At 39.3% G+C, this 23056-nt stretch carries 23 protein-coding genes; 21 read left to right on the top strand and 2 right to left on the bottom strand.

What is annotated here, in order from left to right; all coding sequences use genetic code 11:
- From RU93_RS10735 to cls, 16 genes are all read left to right on the top strand, one after another.
- On the top strand, positions 1–1152 hold a 1152-nt coding region (locus tag RU93_RS10735; RefSeq protein WP_245785416.1), incomplete at its 5' end, for a 2-oxo acid dehydrogenase subunit E2.
- A gap of 7 nt (positions 1153–1159) precedes the next feature.
- Entirely contained in the window at positions 1160–2566 is a 1407-nt protein-coding gene (gene lpdA / locus RU93_RS10730; protein WP_071875624.1) for a dihydrolipoyl dehydrogenase, read from the top strand.
- Between the two features lie 434 nt (positions 2567–3000).
- Positions 3001–3276 carry a UPF0223 family protein gene (locus tag RU93_RS10725; protein ID WP_071875623.1) on the top strand — a complete coding sequence of 92 codons (276 nt, stop codon included), beginning with the start codon at positions 3001–3003 and terminating at the stop codon, positions 3274–3276.
- A 4-nt stretch (positions 3277–3280) separates the two neighbouring features.
- Positions 3281–4057 carry an inositol monophosphatase family protein gene (locus tag RU93_RS10720; protein WP_071875622.1) on the top strand — a complete coding sequence of 259 codons (777 nt, stop codon included), beginning with the start codon at positions 3281–3283 and terminating at the stop codon, positions 4055–4057.
- Between the two features lie 107 nt (positions 4058–4164).
- Positions 4165–4692, top strand: coding sequence for a YqeG family HAD IIIA-type phosphatase (locus tag RU93_RS10715; RefSeq protein WP_071875629.1), 528 nt, complete (start codon positions 4165–4167; stop codon positions 4690–4692).
- The gene (gene yqeH / locus RU93_RS10710) at positions 4689–5798 is read left to right on the top strand and encodes a ribosome biogenesis GTPase YqeH (protein ID WP_071875621.1); all 1110 of its coding nucleotides are present in this window, start codon (positions 4689–4691) and stop codon (positions 5796–5798) included. The genes RU93_RS10715 and yqeH overlap by 4 nt, the downstream gene beginning before the upstream one ends.
- Before the next feature lie 10 nt (positions 5799–5808).
- Positions 5809–6120: a ribosome assembly RNA-binding protein YhbY gene (yhbY, locus tag RU93_RS10705; protein WP_071875620.1), complete on the top strand. Its 312-nt coding sequence runs from the start codon at positions 5809–5811 to the stop codon at positions 6118–6120.
- Between the two features lie 17 nt (positions 6121–6137).
- Complete coding sequence (locus RU93_RS10700) at positions 6138–6776, top strand: nicotinate-nucleotide adenylyltransferase (RefSeq protein WP_071875628.1); 639 nt, start codon at positions 6138–6140, stop codon at positions 6774–6776.
- Positions 6769–7359, top strand: coding sequence for a bis(5'-nucleosyl)-tetraphosphatase (symmetrical) YqeK (gene yqeK / locus RU93_RS11995; protein ID WP_071875619.1), 591 nt, complete (start codon positions 6769–6771; stop codon positions 7357–7359). Before RU93_RS10700 ends, yqeK begins: the two co-directional genes overlap by 8 nt.
- A gap of 27 nt (positions 7360–7386) precedes the next feature.
- Complete coding sequence (gene rsfS / locus RU93_RS11990; RefSeq protein ID WP_071875618.1) at positions 7387–7728, top strand: ribosome silencing factor; 342 nt, start codon at positions 7387–7389, stop codon at positions 7726–7728.
- A 1-nt stretch (position 7729) separates the two neighbouring features.
- Positions 7730–8458: a class I SAM-dependent DNA methyltransferase gene (locus RU93_RS10685; RefSeq protein WP_071875617.1), complete on the top strand. Its 729-nt coding sequence runs from the start codon at positions 7730–7732 to the stop codon at positions 8456–8458.
- Positions 8459–8530: 72 nt separating this feature from the next.
- A complete protein-coding gene (locus RU93_RS10680; RefSeq protein WP_071875616.1) occupies positions 8531–9694 on the top strand; it encodes a nucleotidyltransferase in 1164 nt (387 codons plus the stop codon).
- A 99-nt stretch (positions 9695–9793) separates the two neighbouring features.
- Positions 9794–10516: a YebC/PmpR family DNA-binding transcriptional regulator gene (locus RU93_RS10675; protein WP_071875615.1), complete on the top strand. Its 723-nt coding sequence runs from the start codon at positions 9794–9796 to the stop codon at positions 10514–10516.
- Positions 10517–11011: 495 nt separating this feature from the next.
- On the top strand, positions 11012–12520 hold the full coding sequence (gene glpK / locus RU93_RS10670; protein WP_071875614.1) for a glycerol kinase GlpK: 1509 nt from the start codon (positions 11012–11014) through the stop codon (positions 12518–12520).
- Positions 12521–12539: 19 nt separating this feature from the next.
- Complete coding sequence (locus RU93_RS10665) at positions 12540–13205, top strand: hypothetical protein (protein WP_071875613.1); 666 nt, start codon at positions 12540–12542, stop codon at positions 13203–13205.
- The gene (gene cls, locus RU93_RS10660) at positions 13195–14778 is read left to right on the top strand and encodes a cardiolipin synthase (protein WP_143139452.1); all 1584 of its coding nucleotides are present in this window, start codon (positions 13195–13197) and stop codon (positions 14776–14778) included. Before RU93_RS10665 ends, cls begins: the two co-directional genes overlap by 11 nt.
- A gap of 181 nt (positions 14779–14959) precedes the next feature.
- Here cls and helD read toward each other — a convergent pair whose 3' ends face one another.
- Both helD and RU93_RS10650 read right to left on the bottom strand, forming a co-directional pair.
- A complete protein-coding gene (gene helD, locus RU93_RS10655; protein ID WP_071875612.1) occupies positions 14960–17242 on the bottom strand; it encodes an RNA polymerase recycling motor HelD in 2283 nt (760 codons plus the stop codon).
- Between the two features lie 199 nt (positions 17243–17441).
- Positions 17442–18044, bottom strand: a complete 603-nt coding sequence (locus tag RU93_RS10650; RefSeq protein ID WP_071875611.1) for an NUDIX hydrolase — start codon at positions 18042–18044, stop codon at positions 17442–17444.
- Positions 18045–18635: 591 nt separating this feature from the next.
- Between RU93_RS10650 and thrS the strand changes: the two genes are divergently transcribed.
- The 5 genes from thrS (at position 18636) to RU93_RS10620 (ending at position 23054) form a co-directional block, all read left to right on the top strand.
- On the top strand, positions 18636–20570 hold the full coding sequence (gene thrS / locus RU93_RS10640) for a threonine--tRNA ligase (protein ID WP_071875610.1): 1935 nt from the start codon (positions 18636–18638) through the stop codon (positions 20568–20570).
- A 195-nt stretch (positions 20571–20765) separates the two neighbouring features.
- Complete coding sequence (gene rimP, locus RU93_RS10635) at positions 20766–21239, top strand: ribosome maturation factor RimP (protein WP_071875609.1); 474 nt, start codon at positions 20766–20768, stop codon at positions 21237–21239.
- Positions 21240–21259: 20 nt separating this feature from the next.
- Positions 21260–22444, top strand: a complete 1185-nt coding sequence (gene nusA / locus RU93_RS10630) for a transcription termination factor NusA (RefSeq protein ID WP_071875608.1) — start codon at positions 21260–21262, stop codon at positions 22442–22444.
- Positions 22445–22462: 18 nt separating this feature from the next.
- Positions 22463–22759: an RNase P modulator RnpM gene (gene rnpM, locus RU93_RS10625; RefSeq protein ID WP_071875607.1), complete on the top strand. Its 297-nt coding sequence runs from the start codon at positions 22463–22465 to the stop codon at positions 22757–22759.
- Complete coding sequence (locus tag RU93_RS10620; protein ID WP_071875606.1) at positions 22752–23054, top strand: YlxQ-related RNA-binding protein; 303 nt, start codon at positions 22752–22754, stop codon at positions 23052–23054. The genes rnpM and RU93_RS10620 overlap by 8 nt, the downstream gene beginning before the upstream one ends.
- Positions 23055–23056: the final 2 nt, after the last annotated feature.

The following is a 23056-nucleotide window of genomic DNA, read 5'->3' as shown; positions in this document are numbered from 1 at the left end:
ATTCCATCTCCAGTAACTGGAACAGTCACAAATATTGTTGTAGCAGAAGGCGTTGTTGCGAACGTCGGTGATGTGTTAGTTGAAATTGACGCACCTGGTCATAACACTGCAGCATCTGTTGCAGAACCAACAGCAGCACCTAAAGCAGAAACAGCGTCTGCTGGAAGCGCACCGGTTGTGGCGGCAGCGAATCCAAATGCAACTGTTTTAGCAATGCCATCTGTTCGTCAATTTGCACGTAAAAATGACGTGGATATTACACAAGTGACACCAACTGGTAAAGGTGGACGTGTGACAAAAGAAGATATCCAAGCATTCTTAGCTGGCGGTTCTGCAGTCGCAGCTCCTGCAGCCCAAGAAAGTGTGGCATCTACTGCAACGACACAAGCTCCAGCAGAAGCAGCAGCTCCTAAAGAAGCACCAAAAGCATTCAGCTCAAACTTAGTTGAAATGGAAACACGTGAAAAATTAACACCAATGCGTAAAGCAATTTCTAAAGCAATGGTGAATAGCAAACACACAGCTCCACATGTAACCTTACATGATGAAGTAGAAGTTTCAAACCTATGGGATCAACGTAAGAAATTTAAAGATGTTGCCGCAGCGCAAAATACGAAATTAACATTCTTACCATATGTTGTAAAAGCATTAACTGCAACAATGAAAAAATTCCCAATTATGAATGCATCAATTGATGATGCAACACAAGAAATTGTTTACAAAAACTATTACAATATCGGAATCGCAACAGATACTGCGAACGGCTTATACGTACCAAACGTAAAAGACGCTGACCGTAAAGGTTTATTTGCAATTGCAGATGAAATCAACGGTAAAGCAGCTTTAGCGCACGAAGGTAAATTAGCAGCAGATGATATGCGTAATGGTACAGTGACAATTAGTAACATTGGTTCAGTAGGCGGAGCATTCTTCACACCAGTTATTAACTACCCAGAAGTAGCCATTTTAGGTGTTGGTACAATTGCTCAACAACCTGTTGTGAATGCAGAAGGCGAAATTGTCGTTGGTCGCGTAATGAAATTATCATTAAGTTTTGACCACCGTATTGTTGATGGTGCAACAGCACAACAAGCAATGAACAATATTAAACGTCTGTTAGCAGATCCAGAGTTACTATTAATGGAAGGATGATAAACACATGGTAGTTGGAGATTTCGCTTTAGAATTAGATACAGTTGTAATCGGTTCGGGACCTGGTGGCTATGTAGCTGCCATCCGTGCCGCTCAAATGGGCCAAAAAGTAGCGATTATTGAAAGAGAATATATCGGAGGCGTTTGTTTAAACGTTGGATGTATCCCTTCCAAAGCATTAATTGCTGCAGGTCATCATTACCAAGAGGCATTAAACTCTCAAATGTTTGGCGTAAGTGCAAAAGAAGTTGCTTTAGACTTTACTCAAACACAAGATTGGAAAGATAATGGCGTAGTAAATAAATTAACTTCTGGTATTGGTTTCTTATTAAAGAAAAACAAAGTAGAAATCATTGAAGGAGAAGCATTCTTCGTTGACGATAAAACATTACGTGTTATCACAGAAGATGCCGCTCAAACATATGAATTCAAACATGCAATTGTGGCAACTGGTTCTCGTCCAATTGAAATTCCTGGATTTAAATTCAAAGGTCGTGTCATTGATTCGACTGGCGGATTAAACTTAAAAGAAGTTCCGAAAAAATTAGTAATCATCGGTGGCGGTGTTATCGGTGCTGAGCTAGGTGGCGCATACGCGAACTTAGGCGCAGAAGTCACGATTTTAGAAGGTTCACCACAAATTTTACCAACTTACGAAAAAGATATGGTGAAAATTGTTGAAGATGACTTCAAGAAAAAAGGCGTTAAAATCGTTACAAAAGCGATGGCAAAAGAAGCCGTTGATAATGGTTCTGACGTGACTGTTTCTTACGAAGTCGATGGAAAACAAGAAACAATTACTGCTGACTATGTCATGGTCACTGTTGGTCGTCGTCCAAACACTGACGATATGGGCTTAGAATTAGCGGGTGTGACAATTGGTGAACGTGGATTAATTCCAGTTGACAAACAAGGTCGCACAAACATTCCAAACATCTACGCAATTGGTGATATCGTTCCTGGTGCTGCACTTGCGCATAAAGCAAGTTACGAAGCGAAAATCGCTGCTGAAGCCATTTCAGGTGAAAAAGTAGAAGTTGATTACAAAGCAATGCCTGCAGTTGCTTTTACAGATCCTGAATTAGCCTCTGTTGGTTTAACAATCGCAGAAGCAAAAGAAAAAGGAATTGAAGCAAAAGCAATTAAATTCCCATTTGCTGGTAACGGCCGTGCGTTATCACTTGGTAAATCAGAAGGATTCATCCGTTTAGTAACAACTATCGAAGATCACGTTATCATTGGCGCACAAATCGCTGGTGTTGGTGCTTCAGATATGATCTCTGAACTCGCATTAGCGATCGAATCTGGCATGAATGCAGAAGATATTGCCTTAACGATTCATCCACATCCATCATTAGGAGAAATCGTAATGGATGCTGCTGAATTAGCTTTAGGATTACCAATCCACGCATAAAAGCCAACAAACCCTTTAGAAGCCTTGCTTCTAGAGGGTTTATTTTTTATTTCCATCAAAAAGAGGCAAACAAGGAATTCTTCGCCAAATGGTGTGGATGGAATCGCGCTACTCTAAGAAAAATCGCTTTGTAAGGGGTAGATGAGAGACCGCATCGAGCCTACGGATACAGTCACAGGCTTTTGTGTAACACTTCAGCTAGAAAGCTTCAAACTGTAGGAATACTAAAAATGATCTATCCAGAAAAAAGTGTTGAAGGATGATACGAATATCACTCGTGAACACTAAAAGTTGTAGAACCCAGTCTAGTAAACGCCTGACTAGAATAGAATTCGTGGATAAGTTGAACGGGCGGGTCTGGTTGACTTTTGGTTTTCTTTGAAGTTATGTTAAAATAGAAGCAGTAAATATAAAAATGATCGAGGTTTTAAAAAATGAAAGATTATGAATACCCAATTGACATTCAGTGGACCACCAATCAAATGATTACCGTCATGGATTTATGGGAAGCGTTAGAACAAGCCTATGAAAAGGGCATTTCGAATCAAGTGTTTTTAGAGAAATATCAAGCATTTAAAACGGTAGTGAAAAGTATTGGAGAAGAAAGAAGACTAGGCAAAGATTTTGAACTGATTTCAGGTTACTCGCTCTATCACACTGTAAAATTCGCGAAAGAAAATAAAAAAGCCCTGCTCAAAATGAAAGGATGATTGCATGCAAATCTTAATTAATGAAGTGAAATATTGGATGACGGAAGCCGGTGAAATGTTAAAAAGTGCGTTATTAGAAAATCAGCTCGTCGTGGATACAAAATCGAGTCGAACAGATCTTGTGACGAATTTGGATAAAGCGATTCAAGATTTTATAGTGTCGAAAATTGCTACGTTTGATCCGACAGCTAAAATCCTAGCGGAGGAAAATGATCGAGATCGCTTAGAAGACGTCACTGGCCGCGTGTATATTATTGATCCCATCGATGGGACGATGAATTTTGTGCTAGAAGGCGAGAATTTTTGTATCATGGTAGCGGTGTATGAAGACGGAAAAGGAATCCTTGGATTCGTCTATGATGTTATGAAAAATGAATTTCTTTGGGGTGGACCGAGTGTCGGTGTCTTTCGTGACGAAGAACGCCTTGCTCAGCCGCTAGACTTAGGGTTAGAAGATGGTTTACTAGGTGTAAATACAAAAATGTATCGCGAGAATGTACGAGATATTCAACAGGTAACCCAACAAGCGATGGGCGTTCGCATGTCTGGTTGTGCCGGTGTTGAACTAAATCACATGGTCATGGGACGGCGCGTGGGTTATATTTCAAACCTTGCTCCTTGGGATTATGCAGCGGGTGGTGTCTTGATTGAAGCAATGGGAATGAAAATGTCTCGCATCGACGGGAAGCCACTTGATCTTCAAGATCGTCAACATTTTTTAGCAGCTACCCCAACGGCTTATCAGCAGATTTTAACAATTACCCAAGGGAATGAAGAATAATCCGCAAATAGAACGTTAGAACTTTTTTTTAGTTCGTATTTGTTGTATAATCAAGGGTTGAAGAGTACAATGCGGTGCTCTTTGATTTTTTCATTAAAGGAGAAAATATGTTTTCAAAATACAAACCAACTTGGATGTTAGAAGCAATTTATCAAATCACACCAGAACAACTTGAGAAACAAGGTGTAAAAGCGATCTTAGCAGATTTAGATAATACCTTGATTGCTTGGGACAACCCCAATGGTACCGAAGAATTACGGGCTTGGTTAGCAACGATGGCTGCAGCAAAGATTCCCGTCATCGTGGTTTCAAATAATAACCATGATCGGGTAGCAAAGGCACTAACTGCTTTAAATCTTGATTTTATTGCGCGCGCGCTCAAGCCTTTTCCAAGAGGCATCAATCAAGCATTGACGCGTTTAAATTTACCGAAAGAAGCGGTCATTATGGTAGGCGATCAAATCATGACAGACATCAAATCCGCTCACAGCGCTGGTGTTCGAAGTGTCCTAGTGAAACCAGTGATTGCAACAGATAGTTGGAAAACCCAATTTAATCGTTTGCTTGAAAGAAGAATTATGAAGTATTTATTAGCGAAAAATCCAGAAATGAAATGGCAAGGGGAGTTAAAATGACAGAAAAAATCCAATGTATTGGTTGTGGCGTCACCATTCAAACAAATGAGAAGACAGGACTTGGATTCACACCAGCATCGGCTTTAGAAAAAGGATTAGAGACTGGGGAAGTGTATTGCCAAAGATGTTTCCGTCTACGTCACTACAATGAAATCCAAGATGTGTCATTAACCGATGATGATTTCTTGCGATTACTAAATGAAATTGGCGATACGGAAGCGTTGATTGTTAATGTTGTCGATATTTTTGATTTTAATGGTTCGCTGATTCCAGGATTACATCGTTTTGTAGGTGATAATCCAGTCTTATTAGTCGGGAATAAAGTGGATATTTTACCAAAATCATTAAAACCAGCTAAAATGACGCAATGGATGAGAGAGCGTGCGCATGAAGTTGGCTTACGCCCGATTGATGTCTTATTAACGAGTGCGAAAAAGCCACAAGAATTAACCCAACTACTCGATGCGATTGAGGAACATCGCCACGGGCGCGATGTCTACGTTGTTGGTGTTACAAACGTTGGAAAGTCGACCTTAATTAATCAAATTATTAAGCAAACTTCTGGTATTCAAGAGTTAATAACGACTTCACGTTTTCCAGGAACAACATTGGACAAAATTGAAATTCCGCTAGACGATGGCCATTTCTTGATTGATACGCCAGGAATTATTCATCGCCATCAAATGGCACACTATTTGGGCGAAAAAGATTTAAGAATTGTCACGCCACACAAAGAAATTAAACCAAAAACGTATCAATTAAATCCAGCACAGACTTTATTCTTAGGTGGATTAGCACGTTTTGATTTTATTCAAGGTGAGCGTTGTCCGTTTGTGGCCTACTTATCAAATGATTTAGATATTCATCGGACAAAGTTAGAAAAAGCGGATGAATTTTATCAAAAACATGTCGGAGGGTTATTACAGCCACCTCGTGAAGAGGAAGTAGCTGATTTCCCTGAATTGGTTCGTTATGAATTCTCAATCAAAGAAAAAACAGATATTGTTTTTTCTGGCCTTGGGTGGATTACTGTTACAAAACCTTGCGTTGTTGCAGGGTGGGCGCCTAAAGGGGTAGCCGTATTAAAAAGAAAAGCGTTAATTTAAGGAGAAAATCATGGCATTAAGAGGAAAACAAAAAAGTTATTTGCGCAGTCAAGCGCATCATTTAAATCCAATTTTTCAAGTTGGAAAAGGCGGAGTAAATGACGCAATGATTCATCAAATCGGTGAAGCGTTGGAAAAAAGAGAATTAATTAAAGTATCATTGTTGCAAAACACGGATGAAACACCAGAAGAAGTCGCTGGAATTTTAGAACAAGCGTTAAAATGTCAAGTTGTTCAAACAATTGGTAAGATTTTGGTGGTATACAAACCATCAGCGACTGATAAATATAGAAAAATTTCACTTGAAGTTAATAAAATTTAGTGGAGTGTGATATGGCAATGGCAATCAAAAAAAAGAACCGAACATTGGCCCTTGTGGAAGAAGAAAAAAGTGAAACGACCATTCGCAAACAAGTTGGCTTGTTAGGGGGCGCTTTTAACCCTGTTCATATCACCCATTTAATTGCAGCTGATCAAGTTGGTCGTGGGTTAGGATTAGAGAAAGTGTTTTTAATGCCTTCTTATACATCGCCCCACATCGATCCTAAACCGACGATTGCCAGTGAGCATCGCTTAAAGATGTTACAACTGGCGATTGAAGATAATCCGTTGTTAGACGTTGAAACGATTGAACTTGAACGTGGCGGCAAAAGTTATACGTATGATACGCTGGTTGCGTTGAAAGAAAAAAATCCTGATACTGATTATTTCTTCATTATTGGTGGCGACATGGTCGATTACTTACCAACATGGCACCGGATTGATGAACTAGTCGATCTTGTACAATTTGTCGGGATTCAACGTCCTGGTTATCCAAAAGAAACGCCGTACCCACTTATTTGGGTCGATGTACCATTAATGGAAATTAGCTCAACGATGATTCGACAAAAAGTCGCGCAAGGATGTTCGATTCAATATTTTGTCCCTCAAAAAGTCAATCAGTATATTCAGGAAATGGGGTTGTATCGCAATGATTAAACTTAATCCGTATACCGAAGAAGCGCGTTTGCTTTTAGTGCAACAAGTTCAGATGCAAATGAGTGAAGCGCGCTTTGAACATGTGCTTGGAGTGGAACAAAGTGCGATTGCTTTAGCGAAACGGTATGGGTGTTCGGTTGAAAAAGCGAGTATCGCCGCGCTTACGCATGATTACGCGAAAGAACGCAGTGCTGATGAGTTTCGTTTTATCATTGAGAACAAGGGATTTGACTTGAATTTACTTCGCTGGGGGAACGCCATTTGGCACGGCTTAGTAGGTGCCTACTTTGTCGAGCATGAACTAGGAATTACTGATCATGATATTCTAGAAGCCATTCGCTTACATACCACGGGAGCACCTCAGATGAGTCTGCTCAGTAAAATTATTTACGTGGCCGATTACATTGAACCAGGCCGAGATTTTCCTGGCGTTGAAGAAGCAAGGCGCTTAGCGGTACTCGACTTAAATCAGGCAGTTGCTTTTGAAACAAAACAAACGTTACAATATTTGATTGGAAAAAACGTTCCAATTTATCCAAAAACCATTGAGACATACAATCAATGGGTTGCGAAACATTCATAGGAGGAGATTATCATAGATAGTAAACAAATGTTAGAAATTGCAGTCAAAGCAGCCGATAGTAAACGAGCAGAGGATATTATGGCGTTAGAAGTAAAAGAAATCTCACTGTTAGCCGATTACTTTTTGATTTGTTCAGCAAACACAGACCGTCAAATTTCGGCGATTGTGGATGCCATTATTGAAGAAGAACAAAAAGCGAAGGTTCAAATTCGCCGTGTGGAAGGAAAAGACGGTGGAAAATGGATTTTAATTGATTTAGGTGATGTGATTGTTCATGTCTTCAGTACTTCTGAACGAGCATTCTACAACTTAGAAAAATTATGGTCTGATGCACCACTCGTAGCCATTTCAGATTGGATCGACGAGTAAGATGGCTTATGAAACATTTGCTTTTGTCTATGACGAAGTGATGGATACCAGTTTATATCAACGTTGGCTGGAATTTTCATTACGTCATCTTGGTCAAAAGAAACAAATTTTGGAACTCGCTTGCGGTACAGGTGCTCTAGCAGTGGAATTTGCCCGTAATGGGTTTGACGTGACGGCTTTAGATTTATCCGAGGAAATGTTAATGATTGCGAGTGAACGTGCGCGTGAAAGTGATGTCGAAATTCAATTTGTTGAAGGCGACATGCTCGATTTAGCGGACACAGGGACTTATGAAGCGGTCACGTGTTTTTCCGATTCACTGTGCTATATGAAAAATGAGATGGAAGTCCAACAAGTATTTGATGAAGTCTATCAAATTTTAGAAGACGAAGGGACATTTATCTTTGACGTTCACTCCACGTATCAAATTGACGAGGTCTTTCCTAGTTATAGTTATCATTATCAAACCGAGGAATTTGCTTTTCTATGGGAAAGCTATGCGGGTGAAGAAAAACATAGTATTGAACACTTTCTTACGTTTTTTGTGCAAGAAGAAGATGGTTCGTTTACGCGAGAAGATGAATTACATCAAGAAAAAACATATCCTTTAGAAACGTATGGCTTGATGCTCGAAAATGCAGGCTTTCAAAAAGTTGAGGTCTATGCGGACTTCATTGATAGTGAACCGAATGAAAAAAGTCGTCGATGGTTTTTTGTTTGTCATAAATAAAAATGAAACAGAGGAGAGAGTGAACGTTAACTTTTTCCTCTGTTTTTATTGAAAGATGAAGGAGGCTTAAAGATGGAAGCTTGTGGTGTTATCGTTGAATATAATCCCTTTCACAATGGCCATTTATACCACTTACAACAAGCGCGTGCACAATCGAAGGCAGAAGTTGTGGTAGCGGTAATGAGTGGCAATTTTTTACAACGGGGCGAACCTGCCGTGATTGATAAATGGAAAAGAGCAGAAGCGGCGTTAGCCAATGGCGCCGATTTAGTAGTGGAATTACCATTTGAATGGGCCGTACAATCAGCGGATTATTTCGCTAAAGGCGCGGTGGCTATTTTGCAATCTTTAAAATGCACGTCCTTGTGCTTTGGGACAGATAGTGCTGTCTCGATCGATTATCAAGCGTTAGGGCGTCGATTGGTCGATGAAAAAGTAGTGATTGACCAACTTTTTCAAGAAATGACGCAACCCAATCTTTCTTACCCGGAGAAAATGGCACAGCTAACGCGTCATTTATTTCCGACATTGCCACAAAGTGAAAATAGTCCAAACCATATTTTAGGCTTGAGTTATAGTCAAGAAAATACGAAATATCCTGCTCCGATGACCTTGATTCCAATTACAAGGAAATCAGCGCCGTATCACTCGACCAATCTGAGTGGATCAATTGCGAGTGCAACGGCTATTCGTCAAGCATTAAAAGAAGAACGCGCGATAGAAAAGGTCGTCCCTTCTGAAACGGCTGCTCAACTGTTGGACTATCAAGTTTCTTGGGATGATTTTTGGCCGTACCTACAGTATCAACTCGCGGTACAGTCGCCGGAATCGCTCCAACAAATTTATCAGATGAATGAAGGAATTGAGTATCGTTTAAAAGAAGCGGCCAAAAATGCCACTCATTTTGATGAGTTTCTTCAGTTCGTGAAAACAAGACGCTATACACAAGTGCGCATTCAACGTTTGTGTTGTTATGTCCTCCTTAACATGAAAGAGCAGGATATCCACGATGCTTGGAATCACCCATCTATTCGCGTCTTAGGTTTTACTGCAGTCGGAAAAGAATATTTAAAAAAGGTCAAAAAACAAAGTGAATTACCAATTATTGCGAAAATAGGGAAACAAGAAGCGCAACACTATTCATTAACCATTCGAAGTGATCAAGTCTATAAAATGGCAAAAACGGCCATTCTAGAACAAAATTTTGGGCGCATTCCTTTTTCCTATCAAAAATAAACAAAAAAACCTTCACATCTGGACCTTTGACAAGTATAATAATGAAGGATATTTGAGCAATTGAGTACAATTGAAAATAGCAGAAAGAGAAGTGAGACCATGGGTCGTAAATGGCAAAATATCGTAGAAAAGAAAACCGCAAAAGACGCAAATACTAGTCGAACATATGCGAAATTTGGAATTGAGATTTATGCAGCAGCAAAAACAGGAGAGCCAGATCCTCACTTGAATCAAAAATTAAAATTCGTGATTGATCGTGCCAAAACCTATAACGTTCCAAAACATATTATTGATCGAGCGATTGATAAAGCGAAAGGTTCAGGCGATGAACAATACTCTGAATTACGTTATGAAGGATTTGGTCCGAATGGCTCAATGGTCATCGTCGATACCTTAACGAACAATGTGAATCGTACAGCAGCTGACGTGCGTGCGGCGTTTGGTAAAAATGGCGGAAACATGGGCGTATCAGGTGCGGTAGCCTACATGTTTGACAATACGGCATTATTTGGCTTTGAGGGCGAAGATGCTGACGGAATTTTGGAATATTTGATGGAAAAAGAGATTGATGTGCGTGATGTGGAAGAGCAAGACGGACAAATTATTGTTTCGGGTGAACCAGAAGATTTCCACGCCATCCAAGAAGCGTTAAAAGAAAAAGGAATTGAGAAATTCAACGTCTCTGAAATGGAAATGGTTCCTCAAAACGAAGTAACATTAAGTGCAGAAGATTTAGTCATTTTCGAAAAAATGATTGATGCTCTTGAAGATTTAGAGGACGTTCAAAAGATTCACCATAATGTTAGTTACGAAGACGCGTAATGCATCAAAACGACAGAAGTTCTTTTTTAAAAGAAACTTCCGTCGTTTTTTTTCGTAGAATGAACGATAGCCCTCTCAATCAAGAGAAGGCTATCTAACGAATCAATATTCATAATTTAAAGTTGTTGGTGACTATTACTAAAGTTTAATTCTTTCTCATTTAAACGATGTACTCCCTAACCTCTAGTACATCCTTGTAACTCTTTGTTACGCCAGTTTGAATAAATTTCTTCAAAATAAATTAAAGTTATTGCATAAAAATATCTTTCGTATAGTCCTATTATACTACATATTTCCTAAAATGGTTAATTTCTTTAAGAATTTCTTAAGAGGATGCTAGGATGAGGAGACTGTTTGTTATTTCTTCATGAAATCAACGACTGCTAAAAAGAAAAATCCCTGTTCTAGTTGAAAGCGATTTACAACGTATTCTTATCTCACATTTGTTATGCTATAATTGAGGAACTGACGATATTTAATAAAGGAAGCGTGCGTATGAAACAAAAATATATTTTAGCGATTGATCAAGGAACAACGAGTAGTCGTTGTATTTTATTTAATAAAAATGGGCAACCTTACGCCACGAGCCAAAAGGAATTTAAGCAGATTTTTCCGCAACCAGGTTGGGTAGAACATGATCCGATTGAAATTTGGAATTCGGTACAAAATGTCATTGCAGGAGTCTTAATTGAAGGGGACGTCCAACCAAGTGAAATTGCGGCGATAGGGATTACGAATCAAAGGGAAACGACCGTTCTATGGGACAAACAGACGGGTGAACCGGTTTATCACGCGATTGTGTGGCAATCAAAGCAATCTAGTAGTGTCGCAGATGAATGGAAAGCACTTGGCTACGAAGCCTTAATCAAAGAAAAAACAGGGCTTCCGATTGATTCCTATTTTTCGGCTACCAAAATTAAATGGTTATTTGATCATCATCCATCTATTAAAAAACGGGCCGAAAATGGGGAATTACTGTTTGGTACGATTGATACTTGGTTACTGTGGAAACTCACAGAAGGAAAATCGCATAAAACGGACTACACAAATGCGAGTCGCACGATGCTTTTTAATATTCATGAGTTGACTTGGGATCAAGAGTTACTTGATTTATTTGGGATTCCTCGTTGTCTCCTTCCCGAGGTTTGTTCGAATACAGAAATCTTTGGTTACACGGATGACTACTTATTTTATGGACAAAAGATTCCGATTGCGGGAATGGCTGGCGATCAACAAGCAGCATTGATTGGTCAAGGTGCGTTTGAAAAAGGAACGGTAAAAAATACCTATGGGACAGGGGCCTTTATCTTAATGAATACCGGTACGCAACCGATTATTTCAACGAATGGGTTACTGACAACGATTGGTTATGCCATTGGCGGTGAAGTAACGTACGCCTTAGAAGGAAGTATTTTTGTTGCAGGATCGGCTATTCAATGGTTGCGCGACGGCTTGAAATTAATTGATGACGCGCAAGACACGGAAATCGCAGCGGGAAGTGTAACGGATAGTCATCAAATATATGTTGTGCCTGCCTTTACTGGCTTAGGCGCACCTTATTGGGATCAAGAAGCGAGAGGCGCTATTTTTGGTATTACCCGAGGAACAACGAAAGAACAATTGATTCGTGGGACACTCGAGTCACTAGCGTACCAAACGTGCGATGTCGTAAGAACGATGGCCCAAGATGCAAACCTCCCAATTTCACTCTTAAAAGCGGATGGTGGGGCGTCTAAAAATAATTTCTTAATGCAATTTCAAGCAGATATGTTACAAACAACAGTTAAACGACCCCTCTTTTTAGAAACGACTGCTTTAGGCGTGGCTTATCTGGCAGGGATCGCGACCGGATTTTGGGCTGATTTTGATCAAATGAAAGAAATTTCAGCGCAAGTCGAAACCTTTGAACCACAAATGAGTCCCGAAGTGAGTGCGAATTTGTACGAAGGATGGCAAGAAGCGGTCGAAGCAACCATGCACTTTAAACATCGACCATTAAAATAAATCGTGAAGGAGTAATTCAATGGCTGAGACAGTAAAATTAGAACGATTTGATCGCATTTTGAGTGGGTATGAAAAATTAACAGAAATCGCTGTTTCGATTAGTGACTGCTCGCGGTTAAGTCAAAAGTATCGTCACTTAGGTGTGCAAGGGTATCGTTTAGGTGATTATCGAGGAGTGAGTTATCTGAATCGTTACTTGAACTGTTCAGTGCAACAAGCACCGATGTTTATTTACAAAAGGCATTATTTAATTCCACTTGTTTTTCGGAAATCAGAAGATTCTTTTCGCTTATTCGAAGAGACGACGCGAATGACTGGCTTCTTTTATTTACTTGATTGGTATCTTGAAAACGATCCAAAAAAAGTCGTCGTGATAGAACCTGGTATTCAGAAGATTCAGTCGAAAGAAATCGTCATTGATAGTGCTTTTTTGTCTTTTCGACTATCAGAAATTCTTGACGGCGCCGGTTTTCCGATTAGTGAATTTACTGATTTAGAGGAGTTTATGGATTGGAATCGCGTCAATCGATTAATTGATAATGGGGGCATCGGCCGGCACAGTCGGATTTTTGATATTGAAAATCCCCGTAATCTTTCTGAGTTAAAAGTGATTTTAGAAATTATTCAACTAAAGTATTCAGCGTTGCCATTACTTAATTATTTGGAGGTTGTGCATGCAAATTGAAAATAATGACTTATTCAAAAGGAGTAAGCAAAGTGCGTTACAATTAGTCTTTAGCCGGGTTGGTGTTATCTTAGTGATATTATTGGTTCAAGTGGGGCTATTAATGGCACTTTTTAATTATGTGACGACTAACTATGTCCATTTCTATTATGGCGGATCATTAATTGTAACCGTCATCGGTTGTATCGCGTTATTCAATAGTAAGAGTGATAGTAGTGTCAAATTAACATGGATGGTTTTCTTTAGTGTGTTACCGATTATTGGTATTTTTCTTTATTTTTATACCCGTTTAGAATTTGGGCATCGCTTTGAAAGAAGACGGTTAGTTGAAATTAGTAAAAAAAGTAAAAATCAAATTCAAACGGATCCCGTGATTTTCGAAGAAATGAAAACATTAAATGATTCAAAAGATTTACAAGGATTGCACCATTTTGTCAATAAAATAGAAACCTTCCCAATTTATAAAAACAGTCAAGTGACGTATTATCCATTGGGAGAAGACAAATTTGCGGATTTATTAATTGAGCTTAAAAAAGCGGAAAAATTTATTTTTATGGAATATTTTATTGTTGGTAAAGGTCATATGTGGGGATCTGTGCTTGAGATCTTAATTGAAAAAGCCAAAGCGGGTGTCGAAGTTCGTTTTATGTACGATGGGTTTTGTGAATTTTCCTTATTGCCCCGTTCGTATTCAAAGGAATTAGAAAAATGCGGTATTCAGTGTAAAGTATTTTCGCCGATTCAACCCTTTGTGTCGACTGTTTACAACTTCCGAGATCATCGTAAAATCTGTGTGATCGATGGCCATACGGCATTTACCGGTGGCGTTAATTTAGCCGATGAATATATTAATGAGATTGAGCGGTTTGGTCATTGGAAGGATACAGCTGTCAAAATTAAAGGAAAAGCTGCCGAAAGTTTTACCTTAATGTTCTTGAAGATGTGGGCAATCGATAGTAAAGACTTAGATTTTGAGCCGTGGCTTTCGATTGCAGCTCAAGCACCTGAAGGTCCCGTTGAAGAAGAAGGCTATGTGATGCCTTATGCGGATTCACCGTTAGATGATGAACGGGTTGGAGAAATGGTCTATTTTGATTTATTAAATAAAGCCCAAGAGTATGTGTACATTATGTCACCCTATTTAATTTTAGATGGTGAGATGGAAACAGCCTTAACATTCGCTGCGAAAAGAGGCGTGGATGTGAAAATTATCTTGCCGCATATTCCAGATAAAAAATATGCCTTTGCTTTAGCGAAAAGCCACTATAAAACGTTAATCCAAGCAGGGGTTGAGATTTATGAATATACGCCTGGCTTTGTGCATGCGAAAGTGTTTGTAGTGGATGGCTATAAAGCAACAGTGGGAACGATTAATTTGGATTACCGGAGCTTTTATCATCATTTTGAGTGTGGCGTATATTTGGAAGGCGTCCAAGAAATCAAAAAGATGGAAGCAGACTTTTTAGGGACAATGGCATTATCGCAACGAATCACCTTAGAAGATGTCCGAAAAGAAAAGAAATTCACTAAAATTGTCGGTTGGACAATGAAAATTTTCGCCCCATTAATGTAAGACGAGCAATGATATTAGGCTGAACGAACGTTGCTTAGCTTTGATTGTTTCATGATATATGAGCCATAGAAAAAGAGAAAATCTCCTTTCAATAATAGGAAATTTTCTCTTTTTTCGTGCTATTTTTAAACAGGTTTCGTAGACTCACAATAAAGCGTCAAGAAGGTTGTGTCCATCTGATTTATTCTACTTCTTGCCACTGATAAGTCGTAGTATCTAGCTGTTCAAGTAGCGGACTTTGGTTGTTTGGAACCAAGACCGTCAATTCATGCATCCCACGTGTTGCAATCGTATATAAGATTAATTGATCTTGGGAAGTGGTGAAGTTGTCACCAATATTCCAAGCATACACACTATCAAACTCTAATCCTTTAGCTAAAAAAGCCGGAATAATCATGATACGACGCTTCATAAAAGTATCTTCTGTCGTGATTAATTGAATGGCGTGTTGTTGTTCTTCATCGAGTTGGGCATACAACGCTTCACATTCTTGAACGGATTTTCCGATAATGGCGATGCGCCAATGTGGCTGGTTTTGAGCGGTATTCGTCACTTGTTGGAGCAACGCTTGGCCTAAAGCAGCTTGGGAATTAGCTTGGATGATTCTTGGCACTTGGCCATTTCGTGCCGTCGTTTGGACTTGCTCTTCTTGCGAGAGGAACTGGTTGGCAAACGCGGTTATTTCTTGTGTCGAGCGATAGCTGGTGGTTAATTGGTAACGCGCCACAGATTCTTCTGGGAATAACGTATCTAGAGAGTTGACAATCGTTTCATTACCAAAGACTTTTTGGTTTAAGTCGCCACATAAACTGATGCCAGCTTTTGGATAAAGTGCACGGAGTAAGGCAACTTGAGAGGGTGGGAAATCTTGCATTTCGTCAATGAAAATAAAACGAGCTTTTTGTTGGACGTCAACTGGGAACAATCCTCTTGAAAGTAAGAAGAAGACAATGGCATCTTCCTCGGTCAACTCGCGCGTACGAAATTGTTGCTTAACATTGACTAGATGCTCTGACCAGTCTTGTTCAGTCACCATGAACTTCGCTAGTATTGCTTTTGGCACTTGTTGTAAGAAATGTAAATATTGTTTTGGTCGATTAATAAATTGATAATTTTGAACGCCATTGGTCAATGCGCGGAATTTGCGACGAACAATTTGTTGACGGATTTTTTTACGTATCCGGCGTTCGTTTTCTTCCGTCGCTTCTTGGTGCGGATCATTTTCAAAGAAAGCTTGGAGGCGTTCTTCCGTTTCATCCTTCACCCAGGCTTTGTGTGACTCAGCTTGCTCCAAGCCGCGGATTTTCTTCAAAATTTGGCTTTGCAATAATTGGCTGCGTTGATACAAAGGCAGTTGCGGATTGGTTTCTTCGTACCATTGGCGAATTTGCTGTCTTGTAATATACGTTTCACCTTTAATTTTTAAATCTCTAAATAACGGGCCAATACTGGTAATTTTTTCTAAGTATTCTGGAATTAAACTGACTAACGCCAGGCTATTCATCATTCTTTCAATCTGATTGTCTTTACCAGTTAAAAAATGAACTTCTTCCATTTCTTCTTTTTGAATGGTGTACTTTGGTAATAAGGCTTGTAAGAAGTCACGGAATGTTCGTGTTGGCACTTCACTTTCTCCAAGTGATGGTAAAACTTGTGAGATATAGTCAGAAAATAAGTGATTTGGTGAAAACAACAAAATTTGGTCATCGTCTAACCACTTGCGGTTGCGATACATTAAATAAGCAATTCTTTGGAGTAACGCAGACGTTTTTCCACTTCCAGCAATTCCTTCAATTAAAAGAATTTTATTGGTCGTATCACGAATGATTGCATTTTGCGCTTTTTGAATCGTGGAAACAATATTTTTCATTTGACTAGAAGAAGCTTCGTCTAAGATTTCGAGTAAAAAATCATCGTTAATAATTTCAGACGTATCCACCATCGAAAGCATTTCGCCTTCTTGGATTTTAAATTGCCGTTTTAGCAGGAGTTCAACTTCAAACTGGTCGCTATCCGTCGCATAAAATGTCGTGCCTAGTTCTCCTTCATAGTATAAATTGGCAATGGGTGCGCGCCAATCAATGACTAACGTGTCTTCTGCTTGGTTACGCAAAGAAGCGATTCCTAAATACAATGTTTCGGGAGCTTCAAGACCTTCTTTAAAATCGATTCGGGCGAAGTAAGGCGATTTCTCCATCACGCTTAACGTCTTTAAGCGTTTCATTTGTGTTTCTGCTGTTTGATAACGTAATGATAATTCTTGTTCATGTCGTTGATACTCAACAACTGACTCATAAAAAGCGCCTTCTGAACCGGTGTTAATGCGTTTATCTGCCACTTCTTTTAATTGTGTTTGTAGCGTGTCAGCAGCAACTTCTTGCTGTTTTTTAATAATTTCTTGTTCTTTTTGAATCAACGCGATCGTTTGAACGAGTTGTTTTTTTTCTAAATCACGGGCAGTCATCCTTGGCATACCTCCTAAAAATTTGACCCTAAAAGTATAGCATAGAATAGAAGAGAATACGAAAAAAAACGTCAATTCTTAATCTGTTGTCAGAATTGACGTTTGAACGATTCATTTATAAGGGGAGAAAGGGATCTGTTTCTCAGATGATTGCGATGAGGACTGGCAATTAATCACTCGTTCGTTCTTTCAAACGTTATTAATCGACATGGGGTGAATGGCGTGATTGTCTTAAAATAGTCAACTGTTCTTTGGTGGTTCGTTTTGTCGACAAGGGAGGAAGTTGTTCGATACTAAAAAAGCCGATATTACGAATTTCTTGATTCGCAATAAATTCACCACGTAACAGCTCACAAGCAAATACGAGTTTATAATATTGAAAACTTTGCGGTGGATTTCCTTTTTGATTCGTATCAAAAATAGCAAGTAAATCACCGATGTGTGCTTCAAAGCCCGTTTCTTCTATCAATTCTTTTGCGAGATTCTCGCGCGGGGACATGCCGATTTCAGCAAAACCGCCTGGAAGGGACCATTCTTTCGTCTGACGATCTTCAACTAACAAAATCTCGTTTTGGGCGTTTTGACAAAAGGCCCGTACGTCAACTTTGGGTGTCGGATAACCCGTTTCACCTGAGAATAAGTCGGGAATCTGTGCGATTGGTTTATTTCCTAATTGACTAATCAAAGCTAAACTAATACGTTCGAGTTCGGCATAACGCTCTTGATCAAAGTGATCACGTCCAAACTTTTTGCCACTTTGCGCAATGGCTAATAAACGTTGGTATTCTTTTAACGGATTCACGTGCACGCCTCCTTCGCTTCTTTTTTCTATTTTACCAAAAGAATGCGAATTGATGAAATTTTAAGCTAGCATTTCGTTTCACATAGGATGAACGAATGAACAGGTGGGAGACTTGTTCCATGAAAATAGCCAGTATGCTTTTTATGCCCAAGGGATAGCAAAAAATGACCTTTTATCCGAAGGGAGCTTATGGAAAATGATCCTAAACGAAGATTGACGTTCATGATCGATGATTTTTATGTTCTCAGCGCAATTTATTGTTGCAATTTTTCTGAAAAGATGATTAAATGAAGGCATAGTTGATTTATGAAAAAGACACCTGCATTTGAGAGTCTTCAAAAAGAGAGGAAAAGCTTGGCTGAAACTTTTCCAGAAGAAAACCAAAGAATGACCACTTTTTCCAAAAACCTTTGTCGAAACAAAGGCGGTCGTATCCGTTATCACGTTTGAGTAATACCATTAGTGTATTAAAAATTAGGTGGAACCACGATGATACGTCCTAATATCGTAGAACAAGTACGATATTAGGGCTTTTTTTATTGCAAAGAAAACAGGAATTTGTAATAAAAGACAAAAATAGGAGGAAAACAAATGATTAAAGTAACATTTCCAGATGGTGCGATACGCGAATATGAAGCGGGCATCACAACAAAAGAAATTGCAGAAAGTATCTCAAAAAGCTTAGCTAAAAAAGCGTTGGCTGGCAAATGGAATGGTGAGTTGATCGATTTAGATCGCGCGATTGATTGTGATGGCACGCTCGAAATTGTCACACCAGACCACGAAGATGCCCTCGCGTTATTACGTCACTCGACAGCCCATTTAATGGCACAAGCGATGCGTCACCTTTATCCAAAAATTAAATTTGGCGTTGGCCCTGCGATTGATTCTGGTTTTTATTATGATACCGATAATGGCGATCAACCGGTAACTGCAGAAGATTTACCGGCAATTGAAGCAGAAATGATGAAAATCGTGAAAGAAAACTTGCCAATCGTGCGTCGTGTCTTGACGAAAGAAGAGGCGTTAGAATTATTTGCAGGCGATCCTTATAAAGAGGAATTAATTAACGATTTACCAGCCGATGAAGTGATTACGGCTTATGAACAAGGCGACTTCATTGATTTATGTCGTGGGCCACACGTACCGTCAACTGGACGCATTCAAGTGTCTCAATTATTATCAGTTGCCGGAGCTTACTGGCGCGGAAATTCCGATAATCATATGATGCAACGTGTTTACGGAACAGCTTTCTTTGATAAAAAAGCATTAAAAGAATTCATCAAAATGCGTGAAGAAGCCAAAGAACGTGATCATCGTAAATTAGGAAAAGAATTGGATCTATTTATGTTGTCACCAGAAGTCGGTGCCGGCCTTCCATTTTGGTTGCCAAAAGGAGCGACGATTCGTCGGACAATCGAACGTTATATTACCGATAAAGAGATCGCGTTAGGGTACCAACATGTTTACACACCCATTATGGCAAACGTGGAATTTTATAAAACATCTGGTCACTGGGCGCATTACCATGAAGATATGTTTCCGCCGATGGATATGGGAGATGGTGAGATGTTGGTCTTACGTCCAATGAACTGCCCACACCACATGATGGTTTATAAAAATGATATTCATTCGTATCGTGAATTACCGATTCGGATTGCCGAACTTGGACAAATGCACCGTTATGAAAAATCAGGCGCGTTATCTGGTTTGCAACGCGTACGAGAAATGACACTAAATGATGGCCATACATTTGTGCGTCCTGATCAAATTAAAGATGAATTCCGCCGCACATTGGACCTGATGATGGCAGTCTATGAAGATTTTGATATTACGGACTACCGTTTACGCATCAGTTACCGTGATCCAAAAAATACCGAGAAATACTTCGATGATGACGAGATGTGGAACCATGCGCAAAAAGTACTGAAAGAAGTTATGGACGAAACAGGTTTAGACTATTTTGAAGCAGAAGGCGAAGCAGCCTTTTACGGACCAAAATTAGACGTGCAAGTGAAAACAGCATTAGGGAACGAAGAAACACTTTCAACGATCCAATTAGATTTCTTATTACCACAACGCTTTGACTTAACGTATGTGGGAGAAGATGGCGAAAACACGCATCGACCAGTCGTGATTCACCGTGGGATTGTTTCCACAATGGAACGCTTCGTGGCTTATTTAACCGAAACATACAAAGGTGCTTTCCCAACATGGTTGGCACCGATTCAAGCGACAATCATTCCCGTTTCGGTTGACGCGCATCATGATTATGCTCTTTTGGTGAAGGAACGATTACAAGCCAAAGGTGTGCGAGTTGAACTCGATGATCGTAACGAAAAGATGGGCTATAAGATTCGTGGATCACAAATCCAAAAAATTCCGTATCAAATTGTCGTTGGGGATCAAGAAGTCGAGCAAGCAACCGTGAATATTCGTCGTTACGGTTCAAAAGAAACACAAGTTGAAGCGCTAGATATTTTTGTTGAAGCGATTGAAGCAGAAATTTTAAATCGTAGCAGATAAGAGGAACATTTTCTTTTTTAAACTAAAAGAGGACCTGAGGGGAACAAAAACACGATTCTCTTGAGTTTTCTGAAAAAATATGTTATATTTCTAAGAGTAATGATACTAGAGTTGAGTGAGGGCTGTTTTTTCCCTCACTCTTTTTATGGCATGAAATGGATTTTCGTTACGATTATTTAAAGGAGGGATCATATTTTGAGTACGGTTGTGGATACTGTTACAGAGATAGTAACACCGATTTTGGAAGCGGAAAATTTTGAATTAGTTGAGGTGGAATTCACGAAAGAGGGGCAGAGTTGGTTTTTACGCGTTTTTATTGATAAAGACGGCGGGATTGATTTAGAAGATTGTGCCTTTGTTAGCGAACGGTTGAGTGATGCTCTTGACGCAATGGACCCCGATCCAATTCCACAAGCTTATTTTCTAGAAATTTCTTCTCCTGGCGCAGAACGACCATTAAAAAAAGAAGCAGATTATGAAAAAGCGATTGGCGCATATGTCTATGTTTCTTTCTATCAAGCAGTTGACGGGGAAAAATATTATCAAGGATTCTTACAGTCTTTTAATGAAGAACAATTAGTACTAAAAGTACGAATTAAAACAAGAGAAAAAGAATTAACCCTCGATCGCAAAAATATTGCCCATGCTCGTTTAGCGGTTCAATTTTAATTACGGAGGATGCGAAGAAAATGAGTAAAGAAATGTTAAATGCTTTGGATGCTTTAGAAGCAGAAAAAGGAATATCAAAAGAAATCGTGATTGAAGCTTTAGAGGCAGCCTTAATCTCGGCCTATAAACGTCACTATGGTCAATCACAAAACGTTGAAGTTGAATTCAACGCCAAAAAAGGCAGTATTCATGTTTATTCAGTGAAAGAAGTAACGGAAGAAGTCATGGATTCCCAATTAGAAGTATCATTAAAAGATGCCATTTTGATTAATCCAGCTTACGAAATTGGCGATAAAATTCGTTTTGAAGTGACACCAAAAGATTTTGGACGAATTGCTGCACAAACGGCAAAACAAGTCATTTTACAACGTGTGCGTGAAGCAGAGCGTAATATCATTTATACAGAGTTTAGTGCGTACGAAAATGATATCATGCAAGGAATTGTGGAACGTCAAGACAATCGTTATATTTACGTTAACTTAGGTAAAATTGAAGCAGTCCTTTCAAAGCAAGATCAAATGGCAAATGAGTTTTATCAACCTCATGATCGCATTCGTGTCTATGTTTCAAAAGTTGAAAACACGTCAAAAGGACCACAAGTTTTTGTAAGCCGTAGTCATCCAGATTTATTACGTCGCTTATTTGAACAAGAAGTACCTGAAGTCTACGACGGAACAGTTGAAATTGTCAGCATTGCTCGTGAGGCAGGCGATCGTTCTAAAGTTGCTGTACGTTCACATGACGAAAACATTGATCCAGTCGGAACATGTGTCGGTCCAAAAGGCCAACGTGTTCAAACATTAGTCAATGAATTAAAAGGTGAGAATATGGATATTGTAGAGTGGAGCGAAGACCCAGCTGTCTTTATTGCCAACGCCCTTAATCCAGCCGAAGTCAGTGATGTGATTTTTGATGCGACGAATCCAAAAGCGTGTACCGTTGTTGTTCCTGATTATCAATTATCACTAGCAATCGGTAAACGCGGACAAAATGCTCGTTTAGCTGCGAAGTTAACTGGCTTTAAGATTGATATCAAATCAGAATCAGACATGGCGAGTTTTTATGAAAAATTAGAGCAAGCAGAAACAGCCGTGGCGGATGCAGAAGAACTTGTAGTGGAAGCAGAATTGAACGATGAAGTCATTATGGCAAATCCGGATATGACTTCTGATGACTACGAGAACGCTACTTTCGAAGAAGAATAATTTCAAGGTGGGATTTACATGAAAAAAAGAAAAATACCATTAAGAAAATCAGTCGTTTCAGGTGAAATGTTCCCTAAAAAAGATCTTATCCGCATTGCGCGTTCGAAAGAAGGCGTTGTGTCGATTGATCCAACAGGCAAAGCGCCTGGTAGAGGGGCATATGTCGCACTTGAACCCAAAGAAGCACAAACGGCTTGGGATAAAAAGATTTTAGACCGAGTCTTAGAAGTAAAAATAACGGATGAGTTCTATCAAGAATTACTTGATTATGTTACTCACCAAAAAGCCAGAAAAGAGTTGTTTGCCAATGAGTAAGGAAAAAGCACTCAATTTATTAGGCTTGGCGATGCGAGCAGGTAAATTAGTCACCGGAGAAGAATTAACGCTAAAAGACATTCGTGCCCAAAAGGTGAATCTCGTCTTTATCGCAAGTGATGCAGGTAAGAATACCCAAAAAAGTATCAAAGATAAAAGTTTGTATTACAAAGTTCCCTGTTTTGATGTTTTTAATTCAAATGAATTAGGTCACGCGATTGGCAAAAGTCGTATGGTCATTGGCATTAAAGATAAAGGTTTTTCAAAAAAGATCGAGGAACTATTATTAGGTTAGGA

This window comes from Enterococcus aquimarinus (assembly GCF_001885765.1).
Classification (GTDB): domain Bacteria; phylum Bacillota; class Bacilli; order Lactobacillales; family Enterococcaceae; genus Enterococcus_I; species Enterococcus_I aquimarinus.
The sequence above is the reverse complement of the archived record's forward strand: the minus strand, read 5'-3'. Positions and strand labels throughout refer to the sequence as shown.

Coding starts and splice junctions, on each gene's coding strand:
- lpdA (WP_071875624.1), top strand. CDS start 1,160: ATGGTAGTTGGAGATTTCGCTTTAGAATTAGATACAGTTGTAATCGGT.
- RU93_RS10725 (WP_071875623.1), top strand. CDS start 3,001: ATGAAAGATTATGAATACCCAATTGACATTCAGTGGACCACCAATCAA.
- RU93_RS10720 (WP_071875622.1), top strand. CDS start 3,281: ATGCAAATCTTAATTAATGAAGTGAAATATTGGATGACGGAAGCCGGT.
- RU93_RS10715 (WP_071875629.1), top strand. CDS start 4,165: ATGTTTTCAAAATACAAACCAACTTGGATGTTAGAAGCAATTTATCAA.
- yqeH (WP_071875621.1), top strand. CDS start 4,689: ATGACAGAAAAAATCCAATGTATTGGTTGTGGCGTCACCATTCAAACA.
- yhbY (WP_071875620.1), top strand. CDS start 5,809: ATGGCATTAAGAGGAAAACAAAAAAGTTATTTGCGCAGTCAAGCGCAT.
- RU93_RS10700 (WP_071875628.1), top strand. CDS start 6,138: ATGGCAATCAAAAAAAAGAACCGAACATTGGCCCTTGTGGAAGAAGAA.
- yqeK (WP_071875619.1), top strand. CDS start 6,769: ATGATTAAACTTAATCCGTATACCGAAGAAGCGCGTTTGCTTTTAGTG.
- rsfS (WP_071875618.1), top strand. CDS start 7,387: ATGTTAGAAATTGCAGTCAAAGCAGCCGATAGTAAACGAGCAGAGGAT.
- RU93_RS10685 (WP_071875617.1), top strand. CDS start 7,730: ATGGCTTATGAAACATTTGCTTTTGTCTATGACGAAGTGATGGATACC.
- RU93_RS10680 (WP_071875616.1), top strand. CDS start 8,531: ATGGAAGCTTGTGGTGTTATCGTTGAATATAATCCCTTTCACAATGGC.
- RU93_RS10675 (WP_071875615.1), top strand. CDS start 9,794: ATGGGTCGTAAATGGCAAAATATCGTAGAAAAGAAAACCGCAAAAGAC.
- glpK (WP_071875614.1), top strand. CDS start 11,012: ATGAAACAAAAATATATTTTAGCGATTGATCAAGGAACAACGAGTAGT.
- RU93_RS10665 (WP_071875613.1), top strand. CDS start 12,540: ATGGCTGAGACAGTAAAATTAGAACGATTTGATCGCATTTTGAGTGGG.
- cls (WP_143139452.1), top strand. CDS start 13,195: ATGCAAATTGAAAATAATGACTTATTCAAAAGGAGTAAGCAAAGTGCG.
- helD (WP_071875612.1), bottom strand. CDS start 17,242: ATGACTGCCCGTGATTTAGAAAAAAAACAACTCGTTCAAACGATCGCG.
- thrS (WP_071875610.1), top strand. CDS start 18,636: ATGATTAAAGTAACATTTCCAGATGGTGCGATACGCGAATATGAAGCG.
- nusA (WP_071875608.1), top strand. CDS start 21,260: ATGAGTAAAGAAATGTTAAATGCTTTGGATGCTTTAGAAGCAGAAAAA.
- rnpM (WP_071875607.1), top strand. CDS start 22,463: ATGAAAAAAAGAAAAATACCATTAAGAAAATCAGTCGTTTCAGGTGAA.
- RU93_RS10620 (WP_071875606.1), top strand. CDS start 22,752: ATGAGTAAGGAAAAAGCACTCAATTTATTAGGCTTGGCGATGCGAGCA.